Origin of the sequence: Chitinophaga sp., from assembly GCF_039596135.1 — a bacterium.
Lineage (GTDB): Bacteria > Bacteroidota > Bacteroidia > Chitinophagales > Chitinophagaceae > Chitinophaga.
In genome coordinates this window covers 22,621-40,422 of the sequence record NZ_JBCNKH010000048.1, presented here as the reverse complement: position 1 = coordinate 40,422, position 17,802 = coordinate 22,621, and the positions used below count along the sequence as shown (strand labels likewise).

16 protein-coding genes are annotated in these 17,802 nt (G+C 46.9%); 11 read left to right on the top strand and 5 right to left on the bottom strand.

The annotated features are described in order from the left end of the window. Positions 1 to 10: 10 nt before the first annotated feature. Together ABDW16_RS22835 and ABDW16_RS22830 are read right to left on the bottom strand one after the other, a co-directional pair. Entirely contained in the window at positions 11 to 1,003 is a 993-nt protein-coding gene (locus ABDW16_RS22835; protein ID WP_343672989.1) for an aldo/keto reductase, read from the bottom strand. 90 nt (positions 1,004 to 1,093) lie between these two features. Then, positions 1,094 to 2,251 (bottom strand): homogentisate 1,2-dioxygenase, encoded by a 1,158-nt coding sequence (locus ABDW16_RS22830; RefSeq protein WP_343672988.1) that lies wholly within the window; start codon positions 2,249 to 2,251, stop codon positions 1,094 to 1,096. Positions 2,252 to 2,779: 528 nt separating this feature from the next. Here ABDW16_RS22830 and thrA point away from each other — a divergent pair. The 5 genes from thrA to rpe all read left to right on the top strand — a co-directional run bounded on the left by thrA (position 2,780) and on the right by rpe (position 9,336). Next, positions 2,780 to 5,227, top strand: a complete 2,448-nt coding sequence (gene thrA, locus ABDW16_RS22825) for a bifunctional aspartate kinase/homoserine dehydrogenase I (RefSeq protein WP_343672987.1) — start codon at positions 2,780 to 2,782, stop codon at positions 5,225 to 5,227. A gap of 37 nt (positions 5,228 to 5,264) precedes the next feature. Next, positions 5,265 to 6,200 carry a homoserine kinase gene (locus tag ABDW16_RS22820; RefSeq protein WP_343672986.1) on the top strand — a complete coding sequence of 312 codons (936 nt, stop codon included), beginning with the start codon at positions 5,265 to 5,267 and terminating at the stop codon, positions 6,198 to 6,200. 1 nt (position 6,201) lies between these two features. Further along, the gene (gene thrC, locus ABDW16_RS22815) at positions 6,202 to 7,488 is read left to right on the top strand and encodes a threonine synthase (protein WP_343672985.1); all 1,287 of its coding nucleotides are present in this window, start codon (positions 6,202 to 6,204) and stop codon (positions 7,486 to 7,488) included. A 149-nt stretch (positions 7,489 to 7,637) separates the two neighbouring features. Continuing rightward, positions 7,638 to 8,642: a tetratricopeptide repeat protein gene (locus tag ABDW16_RS22810; protein ID WP_343672984.1), complete on the top strand. Its 1,005-nt coding sequence runs from the start codon at positions 7,638 to 7,640 to the stop codon at positions 8,640 to 8,642. A gap of 34 nt (positions 8,643 to 8,676) precedes the next feature. Further along, complete coding sequence (rpe, locus tag ABDW16_RS22805) at positions 8,677 to 9,336, top strand: ribulose-phosphate 3-epimerase (RefSeq protein ID WP_343672982.1); 660 nt, start codon at positions 8,677 to 8,679, stop codon at positions 9,334 to 9,336. A gap of 55 nt (positions 9,337 to 9,391) precedes the next feature. On the opposite strand, the gene ABDW16_RS22800 is transcribed toward rpe, so the two are convergent. Further along, positions 9,392 to 9,787 carry a response regulator gene (locus ABDW16_RS22800; protein WP_343672980.1) on the bottom strand — a complete coding sequence of 132 codons (396 nt, stop codon included), beginning with the start codon at positions 9,785 to 9,787 and terminating at the stop codon, positions 9,392 to 9,394. Between the two features lie 8 nt (positions 9,788 to 9,795). After that, complete coding sequence (locus tag ABDW16_RS22795) at positions 9,796 to 11,976, bottom strand: PAS domain-containing sensor histidine kinase (RefSeq protein WP_343672979.1); 2,181 nt, start codon at positions 11,974 to 11,976, stop codon at positions 9,796 to 9,798. A gap of 264 nt (positions 11,977 to 12,240) precedes the next feature. Here ABDW16_RS22795 and purE point away from each other — a divergent pair, with 264 nt between their 5' ends. The 4 genes from purE (at position 12,241) to ABDW16_RS22775 (ending at position 15,208) form a co-directional block, all read left to right on the top strand. After that, positions 12,241 to 12,696, top strand: a complete 456-nt coding sequence (gene purE, locus ABDW16_RS22790; RefSeq protein ID WP_343672978.1) for a 5-(carboxyamino)imidazole ribonucleotide mutase — start codon at positions 12,241 to 12,243, stop codon at positions 12,694 to 12,696. A 76-nt stretch (positions 12,697 to 12,772) separates the two neighbouring features. After that, positions 12,773 to 13,789 (top strand): PhoH family protein, encoded by a 1,017-nt coding sequence (locus tag ABDW16_RS22785; protein WP_343672977.1) that lies wholly within the window; start codon positions 12,773 to 12,775, stop codon positions 13,787 to 13,789. 205 nt (positions 13,790 to 13,994) lie between these two features. Then, the gene (locus ABDW16_RS22780) at positions 13,995 to 14,468 is read left to right on the top strand and encodes a DUF4878 domain-containing protein (protein WP_343672976.1); all 474 of its coding nucleotides are present in this window, start codon (positions 13,995 to 13,997) and stop codon (positions 14,466 to 14,468) included. A gap of 200 nt (positions 14,469 to 14,668) precedes the next feature. Beyond that, positions 14,669 to 15,208 carry an inorganic diphosphatase gene (locus tag ABDW16_RS22775; RefSeq protein WP_116854765.1) on the top strand — a complete coding sequence of 180 codons (540 nt, stop codon included), beginning with the start codon at positions 14,669 to 14,671 and terminating at the stop codon, positions 15,206 to 15,208. 66 nt (positions 15,209 to 15,274) lie between these two features. On the opposite strand, the gene ABDW16_RS22770 is transcribed toward ABDW16_RS22775, so the two are convergent. Then, entirely contained in the window at positions 15,275 to 16,036 is a 762-nt protein-coding gene (locus tag ABDW16_RS22770) for a C40 family peptidase (protein WP_343672974.1), read from the bottom strand. Positions 16,037 to 16,108: 72 nt separating this feature from the next. Between ABDW16_RS22770 and ABDW16_RS22765 the strand changes: the two genes are divergently transcribed. Continuing rightward, on the top strand, positions 16,109 to 16,669 hold the full coding sequence (locus tag ABDW16_RS22765) for a hypothetical protein (protein ID WP_343672972.1): 561 nt from the start codon (positions 16,109 to 16,111) through the stop codon (positions 16,667 to 16,669). A gap of 4 nt (positions 16,670 to 16,673) precedes the next feature. Beyond that, positions 16,674 to 17,735 (top strand): tetratricopeptide repeat protein, encoded by a 1,062-nt coding sequence (locus ABDW16_RS22760; protein ID WP_343672970.1) that lies wholly within the window; start codon positions 16,674 to 16,676, stop codon positions 17,733 to 17,735. Positions 17,736 to 17,802 lie beyond the last annotated feature (67 nt).

Here is a 17,802-nt window from a genome sequence, read left to right as displayed (position 1 = left end):
TTGTTGAAATTTAAATCAATTCTAACTGGTATAGTTTATCGTTAATGTACTTTATCTCTTCTGCACTTAGTTTTACATTGATCGCTCTTGCATTCTGTATCGCCTGATTCGCATCGCGGGCACCTACCAATGCCACTGTAATACCCGGTCTTTCAATCGTCCAGCGGATCACCAGCTGGGCTAAGGTCGCATTCTTACTTTCTGCCATGGGGCGGATCTGGTCAAGGAATGCATTGATCCGAACCAGGTTGTCTTCTTTATAGTATTTAGAGCCGGGACGGGTATCACCTTCGCCAAATGGATGACCGGGTTTGATCTTACCCGTGAGCAAACCACGTTGCAGTGGACTATAGGCCAGGATACTCTTTTTGTTTTCTATACAGTAAGGCACTGTTTCTTTTTCAATATCGCGCGCTACCATGCTGAAAGGCACCTGGTTGGAAACAAGTTTCACTACAGCATCTGCCTGCTTCATGAGCGCTACATTGTAGTTGCACACACCTGCCTCGCGGATCTTACCCTGCTGCTTTAATTTTAAAACGGCTTCAAAGGTTTCTTCCACCGGTGTGGTTGAATCAGGCCAGTGAATCTGCAACAGATCGATATAATCTGTGCCCAGTCGCTTCAGACTATTCTCACATTCGAGAATAACGCTTTCCCGGCCGGCATATTTGTAAATATCAATATCCTTACCGCTGTTGTCTTTGCTCTTGAAACCAAATTCTCCTTTTGCCAGGTCCCAGCGCATACCAAATTTAGTGAGGATCTGTACTTTGCTGCGATCTGTGCCTTTCAGGGCTTCGCCTACAATTTCCTCACTCAATCCCTGGCCGTAGATCGGTGCAGTATCAATAGATGTCACGCCTTCGCCGATCGATGCTTTAATGGCTTCTACAGCGTCTTTGCGCTCCGCACCACCCCACATCCATCCACCTATCGCCCATGCGCCAAATGTAATAGCACTTACCTTCAGTTCGCTTTCCCCTAATTGTCTAAATTCCATTTTTGTTTCCGTTTTAGTCTTGCAATATAAAAAAATCGCTTTTGCCCGAAGACAAAAGCGATCCTGCATCGATACTATCTTTTTAAGGAGTTACTCTTTCCAGCTCATTACATAACTTTCATCCTCTATGCCCAGCGCATCGTCTGTAATCTGCAACGGATGAAAGGTATCTACCATCACCGCCAGCTCTTTCGTTTCCGTTTTACCAATGCTCTTCTCTACTGTACCCGGATGTGGTCCATGAGGAATACCACCGGGATGTAAGGTGATCATACCCCGTGTTACATGCTTGCGGCTCATGAAATCGCCATCTACATAATACAGCACTTCATCGCTATCAATGTTACTATGATTGTAAGGCGCAGGTATAGACTGCGGATGGTAATCATACATTCTTGGTACAAATGAACACACCACAAAATTGTGCCCTTCAAACGTTTGATGCACAGGCGGCGGCTGATGCACACGACCTGTGATAGGTTCGAAATCATGTATGGAAAAAGCAAACGGGTACTCGCATCCATCCCACCCTATTACATCAAATGGATGATGCGCATAGTGAATAGGATACATCATGCCTTTCTTTTTTATCTTAATTAAATAATCACCTGCCTGGTCTACCGTTACCAGGTTCTCCGGCTGGCGGATGTCGCGCTCACAATAAGGGGCATGCTCTAACAGCTGACCATACTTACTTAAATAACGCTGCGGATAACGAAGCGGGCTAAATGATTCTACAATAAACAACCTGTTGTCTGCACTATTGAAATGGATCTGGTATATAGTACCGCGTGGTATTACCAAATAATCACCATACCCAAATGACAGCTGTCCGTATTGCGTGAGCAGGGTACCACTACCTTCGTGCACAAAGATCATTTCATCTGCATCGGCATTTTTATAAAAGTATTCTGTCACACTTTCCTGCGGAGCAGCTAATACGATGTGCAGATCACTATTTACCAATACCGGTTTTCTACTCTGCAGGAAATCCTTTTTGGGTGCGATGTTAAACCCCTGGAAACTGCGATGTTTCAGCATCTTTTCTTCCGCCACTTTGGGCGCTGCTGAATAAGGAGTATCTACTTTTACAATTTCGGTAGGGGGATGACAATGATATAGCAGGGTAGAATTGGAAGAAAAACCTTCTGTGGAAAATAACTGTTCAGCATACAACGACCCATCCGGTTTGCGGAATTGGGTATGACGCTTGTGCGGGATCTCTCCCAGCTTATAATAATGAGGCATTGCAAATATGTTTTGGATGTATGAGTTACAATTCTATGACAAACGACTATTTAGAGAAAGGGCCGTCCATTGCCAGTGCTGCCAGTAGAAAACAGTATTTCCAACGGCGCTTATCGATATAATATGTGAAGTTGCGAAAATAAGGCATCGTAACGTGGTTGTAACAAATGTAATGAATTACCGGATATTACACGCTTTATTGTCCGGGACAAACCATTACCCGGAAATTTTTACAAAAAACCACCCTTTATTTTAAATTATTTCAAAATTCTGACAATTCATTTGCTAATTCAAAAGTAATTCCAGACTTTTGTTTGCGAATAGTAAATTAAACAAAATAGTGCTACCTATAGTTACATACTTCACTTCTGTATCCCGCACCATCCCCGGTGCAGGCTTCAGCACTATTATTACTACCACAATTATTACCCCGCTCCGGGGTTAATTTTCACATATCATCCAACGACCACTGAGCGTGGTAACCAGCAGCAAAAGCGATAGGATCTTTACGTATTAACAATTACAGACATGCAAGTATTAAAATTTGGCGGTACCTCCATGGGAAGCGCCCAGGCGATAGAACAGGTTTGCGAGATCGTAAAAAATAAAAAACAAAACGGACGCCTTACCATTGTGGCTTCTGCTATGAGCGGCATCACCGATAAACTCATACAGGTAGGCACCCTCGCCGGACAAGGACAGGAACAATACAAAACCGTATTAGAGGAGATTGAAAACAAACACCTCGACACCATCCGAACCCTCTTCCCTATCACTGCGCAGAGCAGCATTATCTCTCAGGTGAAAAAACGCGTAAACGTACTGGAAACACTGTGTGACGGTATCTTCCAGGTAGGTGAACTGAGCGCGAGATCGTTGGATAAAATCATGAGCTTTGGTGAACTGGTATCTTCTTACCTGCTCGCTGAAAAACTCAAAGTCAGCGGCCTTACTGCCGCATGGAAAGACAGCCGCGAACTGATCGTAACCGATGGTAACTATGGTAACGCAGCTGTAAATTTCATCGCTACCAATCATCAGACTAACCAGTATTTTCAGCAGGAAACCGCTACCTACGTGGTGCTCCCGGGCTTTGTAGCCGCTACTGCTGATGGCGAAACCACTACCCTGGGCAGGGGTGGTTCCGACTATACTGCTGCTATCATCGCAGCCGCCCTCAATGCCGACGTACTTGATATATGGACCGATGTAAGCGGTATGATGACCGCCGATCCACGCCTGGTATCACAGGCTATTCCAATCCCTCACATCAGCTATGCTGAGGCCATGGAACTGTCTCACTTTGGCGCCAAGGTGATCTACCCGCCTACCATCCAACCGGTAATGGACAAGAAAATACCTATCTGGATCAAAAATACTTTTGCGCCCGATGATTATGGTACTCTCATCCATACGCCTGATGGCAATGGTCGCAACTACCCGGTTACAGGTATCAGCGGTATCCAGAAGATCGCCCTGCTCACCCTCGAAGGTAGTGGCATGGTGGGTATTCCCGGTTTCTCCAAACGCCTGTTCGAAGCCCTGCTACAGGAAAAGATCAATGTGATCCTCATCACCCAGAGCTCTTCTGAACACTCTATCACCGTGGGTATCCATGAAGCTGATATGCTGAAATCCAAACAGGCGGTAGACAGCGAATTTGCACAGGAAATACAGGAAAAACGCATACAACCGCTCGTAGTTGAAAGAGATATGAGCATTGTGGCGGTAGTGGGCGACAAGATGAAAAACCACCACGGCACCAGCGGCAAACTCTTTGCTGCACTGGGTCGCAACGGTGTGAACATCCGCGCCATCGCACAGGGTTCTACTGAAAAGAACATCTCGGTAGTGATCAATAAAAACGATGTAAAGAAAGCGCTGAACGTGATCCACGAAGCTTTCTTCGAAACCCCGCTGAAACAGGTGAATGTATTCATTGCCGGTGTGGGCAACGTTGGTGGCAAACTGCTGGAACAACTGAACCAACAGCACAACTACCTCATGAATGAACTGGGTTTGCACATACGTGTGGCTGGTATTGCAAACAGTAAGAAAATGGCATTCGGCCATACTTCTATCAACCTGCCCGAATGGCGCCAGTTGCTGGAAAATGGCGAAAACTCCGATATGAAAGGCTTTGCTCAAAAGATCAAAGCCCTCAACCTGCGCAACAGCGTATTCGTGGACAACACCGCCAGTCCTGAAGTAGCCGCCATCTACGGGGAGTTCCTGCAACATGGTATCTCTGTCGTAACCTGCAACAAGATTGCATGTTCTTCTGACTACAACTACTATAAGAGCCTGAAAGAAACTGCGCGTAAATTCAACGCTTCTTTCCTGTTCGAAACCAACGTAGGCGCCGGCCTGCCGGTGATCAACACCCTGAATGACCTGATCCGCAGTGGTGACAAGGTAAACAGCATCGAAGCCGTACTGAGTGGTAGCCTGAACTTCGTGTTCAACAACTTCGTGGATGGCGCCAGCTTCCGTGAAGTAGTAAAAGCCGCGCAGGACGAAGGATATACCGAACCAGATCCACGCATCGACCTGAGTGGGGTGGATGTAATGCGCAAAATCCTGATCCTGGCCCGCGAAAGTGGCGCCAGAATGGAGCTGGAAGACATCACCAACCATTCCTTCCTGCCTGCCGAAGCACTGCATGCACCAAATGTAGCTGCATTTTACGAGCAGCTGGATGTGCATGCCGCTCACTTCAAAGGACTGTATGAAGCTGCTGCCAAAGAAGGCAAACGCCTGAAGTTCGTGGCCCGCTATGAAAATGGCAAAGCTTCTGTAGGGCTGCAATCCGTAGCGCCGGATCATCCTTTTTACAACCTGCTTGGAAAAGATAACATTGTGCTCTATACCACTAACCGATATGCTGACCAGCCACTCATCGTAAAAGGTGCGGGCGCCGGCGCAGATGTAACCGCTTCTGGTATCTTTGCAGATATTATCCGTTCTGCCAGATAATGTTTATCTTAAATGTTCAATCACAAAGCAAAGATCGATGGAAAATGATTGTATAAAAGTATTTGCCCCCGCAACGGTAGCCAATGTAGCCTGTGGCTTTGATGTGATCGGGTTGGCCATGGACGCACCCGGCGATGAATTCATCATGCGCAGGAGCGACAAACCAGGCGTAACTATCACGAAGGTACATGGTGCAAATCTGTCTACAGATCCTGCACAAAACGTATGCGGTGTGGCAATACAGGCATTGTTGCAAAAGCTGGGAAATCCGGATGCTGGTATAGAACTGGAATTATTTAAGAATATCACGCCAGGCAGCGGCATTGGCTCCAGTGCCGCCAGCAGTGCAGGTGCCGTAGTAGGTGCCAACCACCTGCTGGGCGAGCCTTTCAGCCGCAAGCAACTCGTACGCTTTGCCATGGAAGGAGAGCGACTGGCCAGTGGCGCTGCGCATGCAGACAATGTAGCCCCCGCGATCCTGGGCGGCTTCACCCTTGTAAGAAGTTATAAACCGCTTGATATTACAGGTCTCCATACACCATCAGAACTCTGGGTGACGGTGATCCATCCCCAGATTGAAGTGAAGACTTCCGATGCCCGCGAGATCCTGAAACAAAAAGTGCTCATGACCGATGCTATCCGCCAGTGGGGCAATGTCGGCGCACTCGTAGCAGGGCTCTACCAGGAGAACTATGACCTCATCAGCCGTGCACTGGAAGATGTGATTGTAGAACCGGTACGTGCTATTCTCATCCCCGCATTCTACGAACTGAAAGTAAAATGTAAGGAAGCAGGCGCCCTGGGTGGTGGTATCTCTGGTTCCGGCCCTTCTGTATTCATGCTGAGCAAAGGCGAAGCCAATGCCCGCAGTGTAGCAGAAATGATGAATACCGTATATGCACCTTTGGGCGTGGATTACAAAATCCATGTTTCCAAAATCAATACGGAAGGTGTAAAAATATCAAAAGCGTAAAATGAAATACTATAGTTTACAGAATCATCAACATATCGTATCGTTCGAAGATGCAGTAGTAGCAGGTCTTGCACCGGACAAAGGGCTGTACTTCCCGGAGCGCATCCCTGCATTTGACAAAAGCTTCTTTGACAATATCGACAAACTGGATGCCGTTGAAATTGGCTATGCCGCCATCAAACCTTTTGTAGGTGAAGAAATTCCTGACGAGGTGCTGCGCAAAATCATTGCCGATACCCTGAGCTTCCCTTTTCCGGTAGCACCTGTTCATGACAATATCTATTCCCTTGAACTGTGGCATGGCCCTACCCTCGCCTTCAAGGATGTAGGCGCCCGCTTTATGGCTGGTTGCCTTGGTTACTTCCGCAGGAATGATACCCGCCCGGTAACGGTGCTGGTAGCTACCTCCGGCGATACAGGCGGGGCCGTAGCCAATGGCTTCTACGATGTACCGGGTGTAAAAGTGGTGATCCTCTACCCCAGCGGTAAAGTGAGCACCCTGCAGGAAAAACAACTGACTACACTGGGTAAAAATATCACTGCCCTGGAAATAGCGGGTACCTTCGACGACTGTCAGCGTATGGTGAAAACCGCTTTCCTGGATGCAGAACTGCAGGCACACAGCCTGCTTACCAGCGCCAACTCTATCAACGTGGCCCGCTGGCTGCCACAAATGTTTTATTACCTGCTGGCTTATAAACAACTTAAAAAAGAGGTTGTATTCTCCGTACCTTCCGGCAACTTCGGCAACATCTGCGCAGGCATGATGGCTGCTGCTATGGGGCTACCAGTAAAGCACTTCGTGGCCAGTACGAACGTAAATGATACGGTGCCCCGCTTTATGGAAAATGGTCAGTACGAACCCGGGCAGGCTAAGCCTACACTTTCCAATGCCATGGACGTAGCCGATCCGAGCAACTTTGTACGAATACTGCAACTGTTTACCAACAGCCTGCCTGCGCTGAAAGAAAAGCTCACTGCCTACAGCTTTGATGACCAGGCTACAGTAGCCACCATGGAAGAAGTATGGAGTAAATATCACTACATGCTGGATCCACATGGGGCCGTAGGTTACCTGGGCCTGCAAAAGTACCTGGCAGGATCTGGCACAACAGGAGTGTTCCTCGAAACTGCTCACCCGGTGAAATTCGCAGACACTGCACCAGCCAGCCTGCAATCACAGATTGTAACACCAGACAGGGTGCAAAACCTCTACTCCCTGGAAAAACAATCCGTACCACTCCCGAACGACTATGCAGCCCTGAAAGACTGGCTGATGAAGCAATAAAGGTTTTAAAAAAATGAGGTTGGATCAAAACCAAAATAACCTCCTGAGAATCGGTTAAAACGATGCCTGTTTCCATCAGGTACCCGAATAAAAATAGCCTGTATCTTACTTTTGATACAGGCTAATTTTTTTTATTTTAATATTGCTGTATGAAATACCTGGCCCTTATTGCAATGCCTATCCTGTTTGCCTGCAACTCCAACTCTACGGAGCATACAGCAGATGCAACATCCGACTCCGCGCTCTATGCGCCTATGATACAGCCATTGACAGACTCTCTCAGTAAATTTCCTGGCAATGCAGACCTGCATTTCAGAAGAGCCCTTTTATTATTCAACACAGACCCGGGGCTGGCACAAAAAGACTTCGAAAAAGCAGCCCAGCTCAAGCCCAACGTACCTGACTACTGGGCAGGAGCCGGAGAAGCTGCCATCCTGGTCGAAAACTACAAACAGGCTGTGACCAACTTCGAAAAGGCCCTGCACCTGGCGCCAAAGTATGCTTACCTGCAATACCGCCTTGCCACCGCCCTGATTGAAAATAAACAATACAAACGTGCAGACAGTCTGGCCTCTAAGCTGGCCAATGACCCTGCCAATCACGATAAAGCCTATTATCTCAAAGCTAAAATTGCAGAAGAGAATAAAGATACCACACTCGCTATCCAGCACCTGAAAACAGCCATTGACCAGGCCGGATTGCAAAGTGATTACGATGCCGTTATGGAACTGGGCGACCTGCTGGCACAGCGCCATGCACCTGCTTCATTGCAGTACTATCAACTGGCCGCCAGAATGGATTCTACCAATGACGATGCTACCTATGCCATCGGTAAATTTTACGAGCAGGAAAGCAAACTGGCCGCCGCCATTACCGCATTCAAGAATGCCATCAATATCGATCCTGAAGATGGCGACAACTATTTTGCCCTGGGAAAAATCTATTTCAGACAACAGGAATGGCAGCCGGCATACAACTACTTTAACATGGCTTGTAAGTCGGGGCCTACTGATGGTGAAGCCTATTACTACCGTGGCAGGTGCAACGAAAAACTGGGTAGAAAACAGCAGGCTATAGACGATTACAGCAAGGCCGTGACCTTTAAGAAGGATTTCACGGAAGCCAAAGAGGCGCTGGCCAACATACAGAAATGATTTACATTCGTAGCTTAAAAAAAACGTTGTTCCTTTGAAAAAGAAGAATACCCTTATCGCACCCTCCCTCCTCGCCTCCAATTTCCTGGAGCTCGGCAAGGAAGTAGACATGCTGAACAACAGTGAGGCGGACTGGTTGCACCTCGATGTAATGGATGGACGTTTTGTGCCTAATATCAGTTTTGGACTACCCGTCATTTCCCATATTAAAAAAGCAGCCCGCAAGATCTGTGATGTGCACCTGATGATTGAAGAGCCTGAAAAGTATGCGGAAGACTTCAAAAAAGCCGGTGCAGACATTCTTACCGTACACTACGAAGCATGTACCCACTTACACCGCAATATCCAGCAGATCAAAAATCTTGGCATGCAGGCAGGCGTAGCCCTGAACCCGCATACACCTGTACACCTGCTGGAAAATGTGATCAAAGACCTCGACCTCGTACTTATCATGAGTGTAAACCCCGGTTTCGGCGGCCAACACTTTATAGAGCAGTCGCTGACTAAAATAAAGCAACTGCGTGCCCTGATAGAAGCGCATCAGGCACATGCATTAATTGAAGTAGATGGAGGTATTACTACGGACAATGCTGCGGAAATAATAGCGGCCGGAGCCGATGTACTGGTAGCTGGCAGTTCGGTGTTCAACGCCCCTGATCCCGCTGAAGCCATAAAGGCACTGAAGTATGCATAATCGTGTTCAAACACATATTTGGTCCCGCCCTTTATAAGTGGCGGGATTTTTATTTTTACTCCGCCTGGAGTTTGTTGATAATCTCGCTGGACAAGGGTTTGGTGAGATACCCTTTTACAAAAGCATAATCGTCTACTTTCTTTCTGTCACTATCGTCGATAGAGGAAGTGAGTACAAAAATGCCGATCTTTTTAGGTAGCTTTTCGTAAAACCCGGCATAATCATTCAGGAAATCCCAGCCATCCATGACTGGCATGTTCAGATCCAGCAAAATCAGGTCTGGCAGCAGGTCTGGCTCGTAGATATATTCGCGCAGGTAGTTGAGCGCGTCCTGTGCTTCGGAAAAAGCCTTCACTTTCTCCCCGATCCCTTGTCGTTTGATCATCAGGTTTGCTATTTGCTGATGAATCGGGTCATCGTCAACAATAAAGATCATATTGAGCAATTGCATACAGGGATTTATTCGGTTTTAAAGGTAATAATAAATTTGGTACCCCGGCCAGGTGCACTCTCTGCACTTATACTTCCGCCCATTGCTTCTACCTGGGTTTTGGTGATAAATAAGCCGATTCCCTTTGCATCTGAATTTTTATGAAATGTCTTTCTAAAGCCAAACAGCTTGCTGCCAAAGCGATTCATATCAATCCCCATCCCGTTGTCCTGGGCAGCAAGCGTGATCACCCCTTTTTCTTTCCGGCTGCTGAAGTGCAGAACCGGCGTTACCTCCGGCTTTCGGTAACGGATGGCATTGGTGATCAGGTTTAGCAGAATGCTGTCCAGGTATATGCGCGGAAACCTGATCGTTGGCGCTTCCTGCAGGTCGGTGGTGATTTGCAGACCGCTCTGGTTTACTTCCAGCATCAGCACATGCAACACATATTGCAGCCTGTCTTCGAAGGAAATCAGCTCCCGTCCTATGTCTGTTTCCTTTCGTATCTGCACCACATTTACCAGGTCGTTGAGCGTTTCATCCGTTTTATTGATGACGGCTTCGAGCATGCCCAGGTATTCTTCCTTCTCGGCTTCTTCGTCAGAGCGATTGTGCAGTTGCATCAGTGCTTTCAGGTTGGCGATCGGTGCCCGCAGGTTGTGCGATGTGATGTGCGCAAAATCTTCCAGCTGCTGGTTTTGGTTCAATAAGTTCCGGTTCAGCTTACTCAGCTGACTGTTGGCCCTATGTAATTCTTTTTGCAATTTACGGCTACCTGTAATATCCCGGATGAAAACAGAGACGGTGTTGTCACGCATAGGTGTGACGAGGAAATCGTACCACTTGTCCACCCGGTAAAAGTAGCTGCTGAATGACTCTGATACAGTACTTTTCATAGCCTGCGCCAGTCTGTCTAAAAATGGAGACGGCGTTCTGAACTCAGGGATAATGTCAAAGATATTACACCCGGGTTGAATTTCCACACCTGCCATTTGAGCAGCTTTCCGGTTGATGAAGTTTACCCGGCCATCGCGCTCCAGGGTGGCGTATCCCATATCGACCGCATCGAAAAAGAGGTGCAGCTGCTCGGTATTGCGCTGCAGCTCTGTACGCATGAAATGCTCCAGCTTCCTGTCTGTAATATCGTTGATGAGGGCTACGACGATCATCTTTTTGTCGACAGGGTCCTGGAGGGGAAAGAGCGTAATGTCCATCCAGCGCACCTGTGACTGTTCTGTATAGATAGTTTCCGCCGAAAAGTCGACTTCGATTTCTTTGCGGATCATCCTGTTTTCCGTCACCACGGTCATGAACAGTTCGTTGAAGCCATACAGCCTGGAAAAAGGATCGCTCATGATGTTGAAGCTTCCTTCCTCCAAACCAGGGCGTATCTGCAAAAACTCGCGGTGTGTATGATTGATCCGGCGCATGAACCCATGGTGATCAAACTGTACATAGCCGATGGGCAGGTGTTCTACCACACTGTCCAGCAGGCGGGCACTTTTTTCCAGGCCCATGAGGGTGAGCTTCTGGGCGGTCACCTCTTTGAGCAAAAGATAGAGGTCGGTGATTTCTTTTTGCAGGTTAAAGGCCGGAAAAACGGTTGCCTCATAGTAACAGGGAGATAACCGGATGGCATCGCCAACGGCATATTCCTGGTAGCGTAACAGGATTTCTTTCTTAGCGGGCCGGCCGGTTGCAACAGCTTCTTCAAACAGCTGGCTGAGGCCGATCTGGCGGTATACGGGATCCTGGAGGATATTATATCCCGGCTGGATGAAAATAGGGTGATGAGGTCCCCAGTTGTCTTGCTGTAAGCTATTGCTTTTTATAGGGAAGCCATCCACGGAGAATTGTTGGATACCTAGTGGAAGGTGATTAAATAATTTATCTGGCTGGGCTATTTCCTGCCCCAGTAATACAAAATATTCATCCTGGGCCAGCAACTGCCATGCTGTCCACTGCCCACCCGTACCTGCAAATTCCACACCCGCTTTTAGTCCGTTTTGTAAGGTTGCGCATAGTGCTCCCCAGTATATGCCGGTGCTCTCCCCAATCAGGTGATCATAGTGGACTTTTCCTGCATTCCCCCCCGGTAACTGCACAAGTCCCCTGGCCCGATCATTGGCCGATAATAGGTTTCCATTAAGGTCTAGTAACAGTGCCGGTACAAACGAAGCGATAGCCTTGTTTATAATGGCATCATTCATAAATTTCTGTAGGATAAGTTCTTAAAAATAGGGAATATATTATTATTTTTTAAAGGATATTTTCAGGAGAGGTAACAATCTTTTCATGTAAGTTTTGAACTTCCTGTTAATATTCCCTGTTAAAAATTGCATAACGGCTATTTTCCCCCTAATTTTGCGTTTTTTCCACCCATTGTGGATTTTGCTTTTTCCACAGAATAGAAATGGCACCTATCTTTGGCCAAATCAGAGAGGACCTTCTAAAACTCAAAAAAGAAAAATAGAATGAAAGTTTTAATTCTCATGGGCTCAGAGAGCGACAAGCCTGTAATGGATGAATCGGTAAAATTCTTACAGTTTTTTAACATTGAAAGCGAAATGATTGTTGCGTCTGCACATCGCAATCCTGACAAAGTAAGAGAACTGTGTATCACTGCCAAAGAAAAAGGCTTTGGCGTGGTTATTGCCGCTGCTGGTATGGCTGCCGCACTGCCGGGCGTGGTATCTGCTTACACTTCCCTGCCGGTACTGGGTGTACCTTTGGAAGGTGGTTTACCGGGGGGTATTGACGCTTTATATTCTATTGTGCAGATGCCAGCTGGTCTGCCTGTAGGTACACTGGCGGTGGGTAAAGCAGGTGCCAGAAATGCTGCCGTTCTGGCCGCACGTATACTCGCACTGAGCAACCCCGCAATCGCGGAAAAGGTAGAAGCCTTCAAAGCGCAGGGCTACAAACTCTAGGATACCGTAGGGACTGATGGGTATCCGGTTAGCCACTTAACCATCGGTCCCTTTTCACTTTTAAATAAGACAACACTTGACAGAATCAATCATCAACTTAGACAGCATTAACCCTATCGAGTTTTTTGGGGTCAACAACGGAAAGCTCGACCTGCTGAAGAAAAAATTCCCGCTGCTAAAGATTCTCTCCCGGGGTACTCAACTCAAAATATCCGGTGCACCGGAAGAAGTAGCTACAGCACAGGAAAAAATCACGCAAATCATTTCTTACCTGGAGCGCAATGGTAACCTTAGTGAAAATTACTTTGAACAAATTTTAGGAGACGAAGAAACGGTTGACAACTTCAAAGACCGTAATTCCAACGAAATCCTCGTCTTTGGCCCTAATGGCCGCAATGTAAGAGCAAGAACCGCCAACCAGAAAAAGATGGTAGCGATGGCTGAAAAGAATGACATCATCTTTGCCATCGGCCCCGCCGGTACCGGTAAAACTTATACTGCTGTGGCACTTGCCGTACGCGCACTGAAAAATAAAGCAGTCAGGAAAATCATCCTTACCCGCCCCGCGGTAGAAGCTGGTGAAAACCTGGGCTTCCTTCCGGGCGACCTCAAAGAAAAGATTGATCCATACCTGCGCCCACTGTATGATGCCCTCGACGACATGATTCCAGCTGATAAACTGAGCTATTACATGACCAACCGCGTCATTGAAATTGCTCCACTGGCATACATGCGTGGCCGTACGCTGGACAACTCTTTCATTATCCTGGATGAAGCGCAGAATGCGACCGACCTCCAGATGAAAATGTTCCTGACCCGTATTGGTCCTAACGCAAAGGCGATCATCACAGGTGATATGACCCAGGTGGACCTGCCCAAAAATCAGCAATCAGGGTTGACAAAAGCCAGCCGTATTCTTCGTAACGTCGATGGCATTGGTTACCTGGAACTGGATGAAGAAGATGTGGTAAGACACCGCCTGGTAAAAGCCATCATACGTGCATATGATGCGGCAAAGGAAAAAGAGGAACAACATCAACATCACAGGGCCAGGGAAAGGGATAAAGAAAAAGAGGAACGGAGGGACAATTAACACTTCCTTAACAGCGTTTATTGTATGTTCACTTTTTATTATGCGAATTGAACAACAATATGAACCTGTACCGATGGCCAGACACAGTAATTACTCATTTAGGGAACACAAGTCTGCAACCATGGCCAATGACTCCTTATCGCTTTTTTGTAAATTTCTACTTTCCTCCTATTTTTGTTACCTCTTATCTATAATGAACAATTGCATGACCAAATATCTGCGCTTTCTTGTCCTGATTTTAATATCCGGTGTTGTACTGAGCGGCTGTAAAAAACGTGCTTCCCCACAGGAGGTAGCACTGAATTTTATGCATGCTATTCAGGAATCTAACTTCGACCTCGCCAGGGATTATGCGACGAGGGAATCGCAGCAGGTGATCCAGTTATATTCATTTTTCGATGCACGCCGCAATGAAACCGAAAGGGCAAAAATCAAAAAGGCAGGTATCGAAGTAGTAGACACACAGGAAAATGGAGACAAAGCGACGGTAACGGTGCTGAACTCTTCTTCTAAACAACAGGAGAGATTACAGCTTGTGAAGGAAAACGGTCAATGGAAAATATCGCTGTCATTAGAAAGCATAATTCCTAATTATATGCCTCCGGCTACCCCTACCATGGATTCTGCCACCATCATGCAGCAGGATACAATCGGTGTACAGTCTCCGGATCAAAAATAGTCCTACCATCCCTGTAAATTTGGATTTACAGTTGAGTTCCTTATTTTTGCGACGCGCCAGCAAAAGTTAAATTCCACATTGCATAAGGTTAAAACAGCTGACCAAAGTCCCGCAACCGACTTGGACAGCCTTTTTCTTTTTGTAATACTGACAATGCCGGTGACACCAAAATAATAATAAACAAAAAAATAGTTTTGAAGATGACGACGAACAATCCCTGGCATCAAGTCAGCACAGGATCTGAATCACCCAAAGTCGTAAATGCGATTATTGAAATACCGAAAGGCTGCCGCGCTAAATATGAGCTGGACAAGGAAACCGGTCTGCTTAAACTGGACAGAGTGCTGTATTCTTCCGTATACTATCCGGCAAACTATGGCTTTATTCCTCAGACATACTGTGATGATCATGATCCACTGGATATCCTGATCCTGTCACAGGTGGATGTAGTGCCAATGTGTATCATGGAAGCAAAGGTGATCGGTGTAATGCAGATGATCGATGGTGGTGAAGCGGATGATAAGATCATTGCTGTAGCTGCGAATGATATGAGCGTGAACTATATTAACGATATTACTGAATTGCCGCCTCATTTCACTGCTGAAATGCGTCACTTCTTTGAAGAGTACAAGAGACTTGAGCACAAAGAGGTAAAAGTGGCTGAATTTCAGAATAAGGAAGTGGCTGAGAGGATTATTCTTGAGAGCATTGAAGGGTATAAGAAGAAGTTCAATAAATAATTACGTAACAAAAAAGCTTTTGCCGGTGGCAAAAGCTTTTTTGTTTGAGAAGGGAACTACCCGCCCCTAGAAATATCTTTTTATAATCCTCAGGTTGTGCGTCCTTACCCCTGTCTCCGCATTAATTATCCCCTGATTATCTATCGGATCTACCCTTACCTTACCAGATGAATGTATAATCTCATGATCGTTTAGCAGGATGCCTACATGTGTAATCCGCCCTGCTTCATTGTCAAAAAACGCCAGGTCACCCAGCTTCACTTCCTGCAGAAAATCTACCACCGTTCCCTGTGTGGCCTGCTGGTAAGCATCCCGCATCAATGAGATGCCCAGTGTTTTAAACACCGTCTGCGTAAAGCCGGAACAATCTACGCCGTATACAGACTTTCCACCCCATAAATAGGCTGTATTCAGGAACTGGAACGCCCGGGCACGTAGCCCTGTTTCGTCCAGAAATGGAGTTTTGAGCGTTTCCTCAAACTGTACCTGCCACTTTCCCCAAACTGTTACAGCCCCATCGGTGGCTTTCACCAGGCATCCCAAAGGAACCTGCATGGGCTGGCCATTCATTTTGACAGTATTGACCCAATTGGCAGTATAATGTGTATATGGCGCGTTGAATAAGTCTTCTTCTATGATTTCCAGGTGGTTAACTGTCGCCCATCCTTCGTAGTCATCATACTGACATTTTACCCTCACCCAGCCATCTTGTCCGTGTACTGTGATGGTTACGCATTCTCCCCACAGCGCCTGTGAGATCATTTCACTTCTATGGGCGGGTTCTGCCCTTAAAGGCATGACAGGCACCACCGTAATTGCATATGGCATATTAATTGTCTAAAATAATTATATGTCTAAATGGAACCTTTTAGGTTTTCATATGTAAATATAGGTAACACTATGCTACAGCAGTTAACTAATTTGTCGGACAAAGAATTAATATCCAGGGCGAGAAAGTTGAAAGACCAGGAAGCCGAAGGTGTTCTTTTGGAAAGGTATAGTCACTTGATGGTGGCTGTATGTCTACCCTATTTAAATACCGCACCGGGAACGGGCGCGGATGACGTGTTTCCGGTACTGCTACAGCGCCTGAGCAATTCTTTGAAGACCCAGACCATTCACAAGGTGAATGAGTGGATTCATTACAATATCAAGGCCATGCAGGATAAGTCTGACAGGAACCTGCCCTTCTTCTCTACTACAGAATCCAGGGAAATTCAGCAAGTCGAAAACAGGATTGAGCAAGCTGCTATGAATCAAAAGGAACAGCAGCAGCTCTTAGCGCAGGTGAATACGGTGATTAGTCAGTTGCCCGCAGAAGAGAAGTATTTCCTGACGAAATTTTACCTGGAACAGCAAACCCTGGCCCAGTTGGCAGCGAGTAAGAAATATTCCATCGATAAGACCAGGCAAATTCTGAAAAATGCTAAACAGCATATGGCTTCAATACTGATGAAATAAACCTATGAGCAGTAATAACGATAAGATACTCAAGATCTTCAGCACGGTTCGGTGTATGAACAGGGATCAGTTGCCCCGTTATTTAGACGGGCGGCTCACAGACCTGGAAAAGCATTTGCTGGAACAGCACCTGGTAGATTGTGATCTTTGCTTTGATGCATTGCAAACGTTGTCGCAGGCAAAGTACAGGGAGCAATATCAACCACTGTCAGTGAGTATACAGCAGTATATCCGAAACAGTATCCGCAAAGTATCAACTACGCAAAAGGTAGAACGGTACCAGCGGTTGGAGCAGAAGAAAGAGAGTTTCCTGATCTATTTCTGGGTAGTGGCGGCGGTAGCGCTGGGTGCTGGCGGAGTTTATCTTGTGCAACAGCAGAATAAGTTCAAGGCAATGAATCCGCCACAACCGATTGCGGCGGTCGATAAAGTGATGGAACCGATTCAAACAAGTCAGAGTCAGCCGGTGGTGCAACAGGCAGAAACGGCGGCAGCGCCGGTGGCTTCAGGAACTTCGGGGCGCGATACATTGCAACGCAGACCTACACCGGCAGAGGTAAAGCCTGTGGCTTTAGTGAAAAAGGATACGGTTAAAGCTGCCCCTGCAACGCCTAAACCTGCGCCACCAAAGGATACAATCAAGAAGCTCCCACCCGCCGAACAAAAGGAAGAGAAATCGACCCTGCAGCCGGCCAGGGAAACACCTGCACCTGTAGCAGAGAAAAAAGATACCCCTCCTCCTGCTCCGAAACCTGTTCCTAAAAAAGAGAAGGAGAAGGATGATGATGATACGAAAACTGTTGATGCGCAACCTACAGGTACAGACGAGTTCCTGTATAAAGCAGCCATGGTTTACCACCAGCAGGGTGACCTGAACGAGGCCATCTCCAGGTATAAACACCTTACGGATAGTAAATCCAAATATGGGGAGCTGTCCCGGTATCAACTGGCAGTTTGCTACCGTAGCAAAGGCCAGACGGGAAAAGCCCGCAGGATGTTTAAGGAGGTGGTGCGGATGAATGGGCCGATGAAAGAAAAGGCCCAGTCTGCACTGGACAGTTTGTAGTTGTTTCTTCCAGTTTACATATGCCTTGCCTGATTGAATCCGGGCAAGGCTTTTTCTTTTTATGGAA

Coding starts and splice junctions, on each gene's coding strand:
- ABDW16_RS22835 (WP_343672989.1), bottom strand. CDS start 1,003: ATGGAATTTAGACAATTAGGGGAAAGCGAACTGAAGGTAAGTGCTATT.
- ABDW16_RS22830 (WP_343672988.1), bottom strand. CDS start 2,251: ATGCCTCATTATTATAAGCTGGGAGAGATCCCGCACAAGCGTCATACC.
- thrA (WP_343672987.1), top strand. CDS start 2,780: ATGCAAGTATTAAAATTTGGCGGTACCTCCATGGGAAGCGCCCAGGCG.
- ABDW16_RS22820 (WP_343672986.1), top strand. CDS start 5,265: ATGGAAAATGATTGTATAAAAGTATTTGCCCCCGCAACGGTAGCCAAT.
- thrC (WP_343672985.1), top strand. CDS start 6,202: ATGAAATACTATAGTTTACAGAATCATCAACATATCGTATCGTTCGAA.
- ABDW16_RS22810 (WP_343672984.1), top strand. CDS start 7,638: ATGAAATACCTGGCCCTTATTGCAATGCCTATCCTGTTTGCCTGCAAC.
- ABDW16_RS22800 (WP_343672980.1), bottom strand. CDS start 9,787: ATGCAATTGCTCAATATGATCTTTATTGTTGACGATGACCCGATTCAT.
- ABDW16_RS22795 (WP_343672979.1), bottom strand. CDS start 11,976: ATGAATGATGCCATTATAAACAAGGCTATCGCTTCGTTTGTACCGGCA.
- purE (WP_343672978.1), top strand. CDS start 12,241: ATGAAAGTTTTAATTCTCATGGGCTCAGAGAGCGACAAGCCTGTAATG.
- ABDW16_RS22780 (WP_343672976.1), top strand. CDS start 13,995: ATGACCAAATATCTGCGCTTTCTTGTCCTGATTTTAATATCCGGTGTT.
- ABDW16_RS22775 (WP_116854765.1), top strand. CDS start 14,669: ATGACGACGAACAATCCCTGGCATCAAGTCAGCACAGGATCTGAATCA.
- ABDW16_RS22770 (WP_343672974.1), bottom strand. CDS start 16,036: ATGCCATATGCAATTACGGTGGTGCCTGTCATGCCTTTAAGGGCAGAA.
- ABDW16_RS22765 (WP_343672972.1), top strand. CDS start 16,109: ATGCTACAGCAGTTAACTAATTTGTCGGACAAAGAATTAATATCCAGG.
- ABDW16_RS22760 (WP_343672970.1), top strand. CDS start 16,674: ATGAGCAGTAATAACGATAAGATACTCAAGATCTTCAGCACGGTTCGG.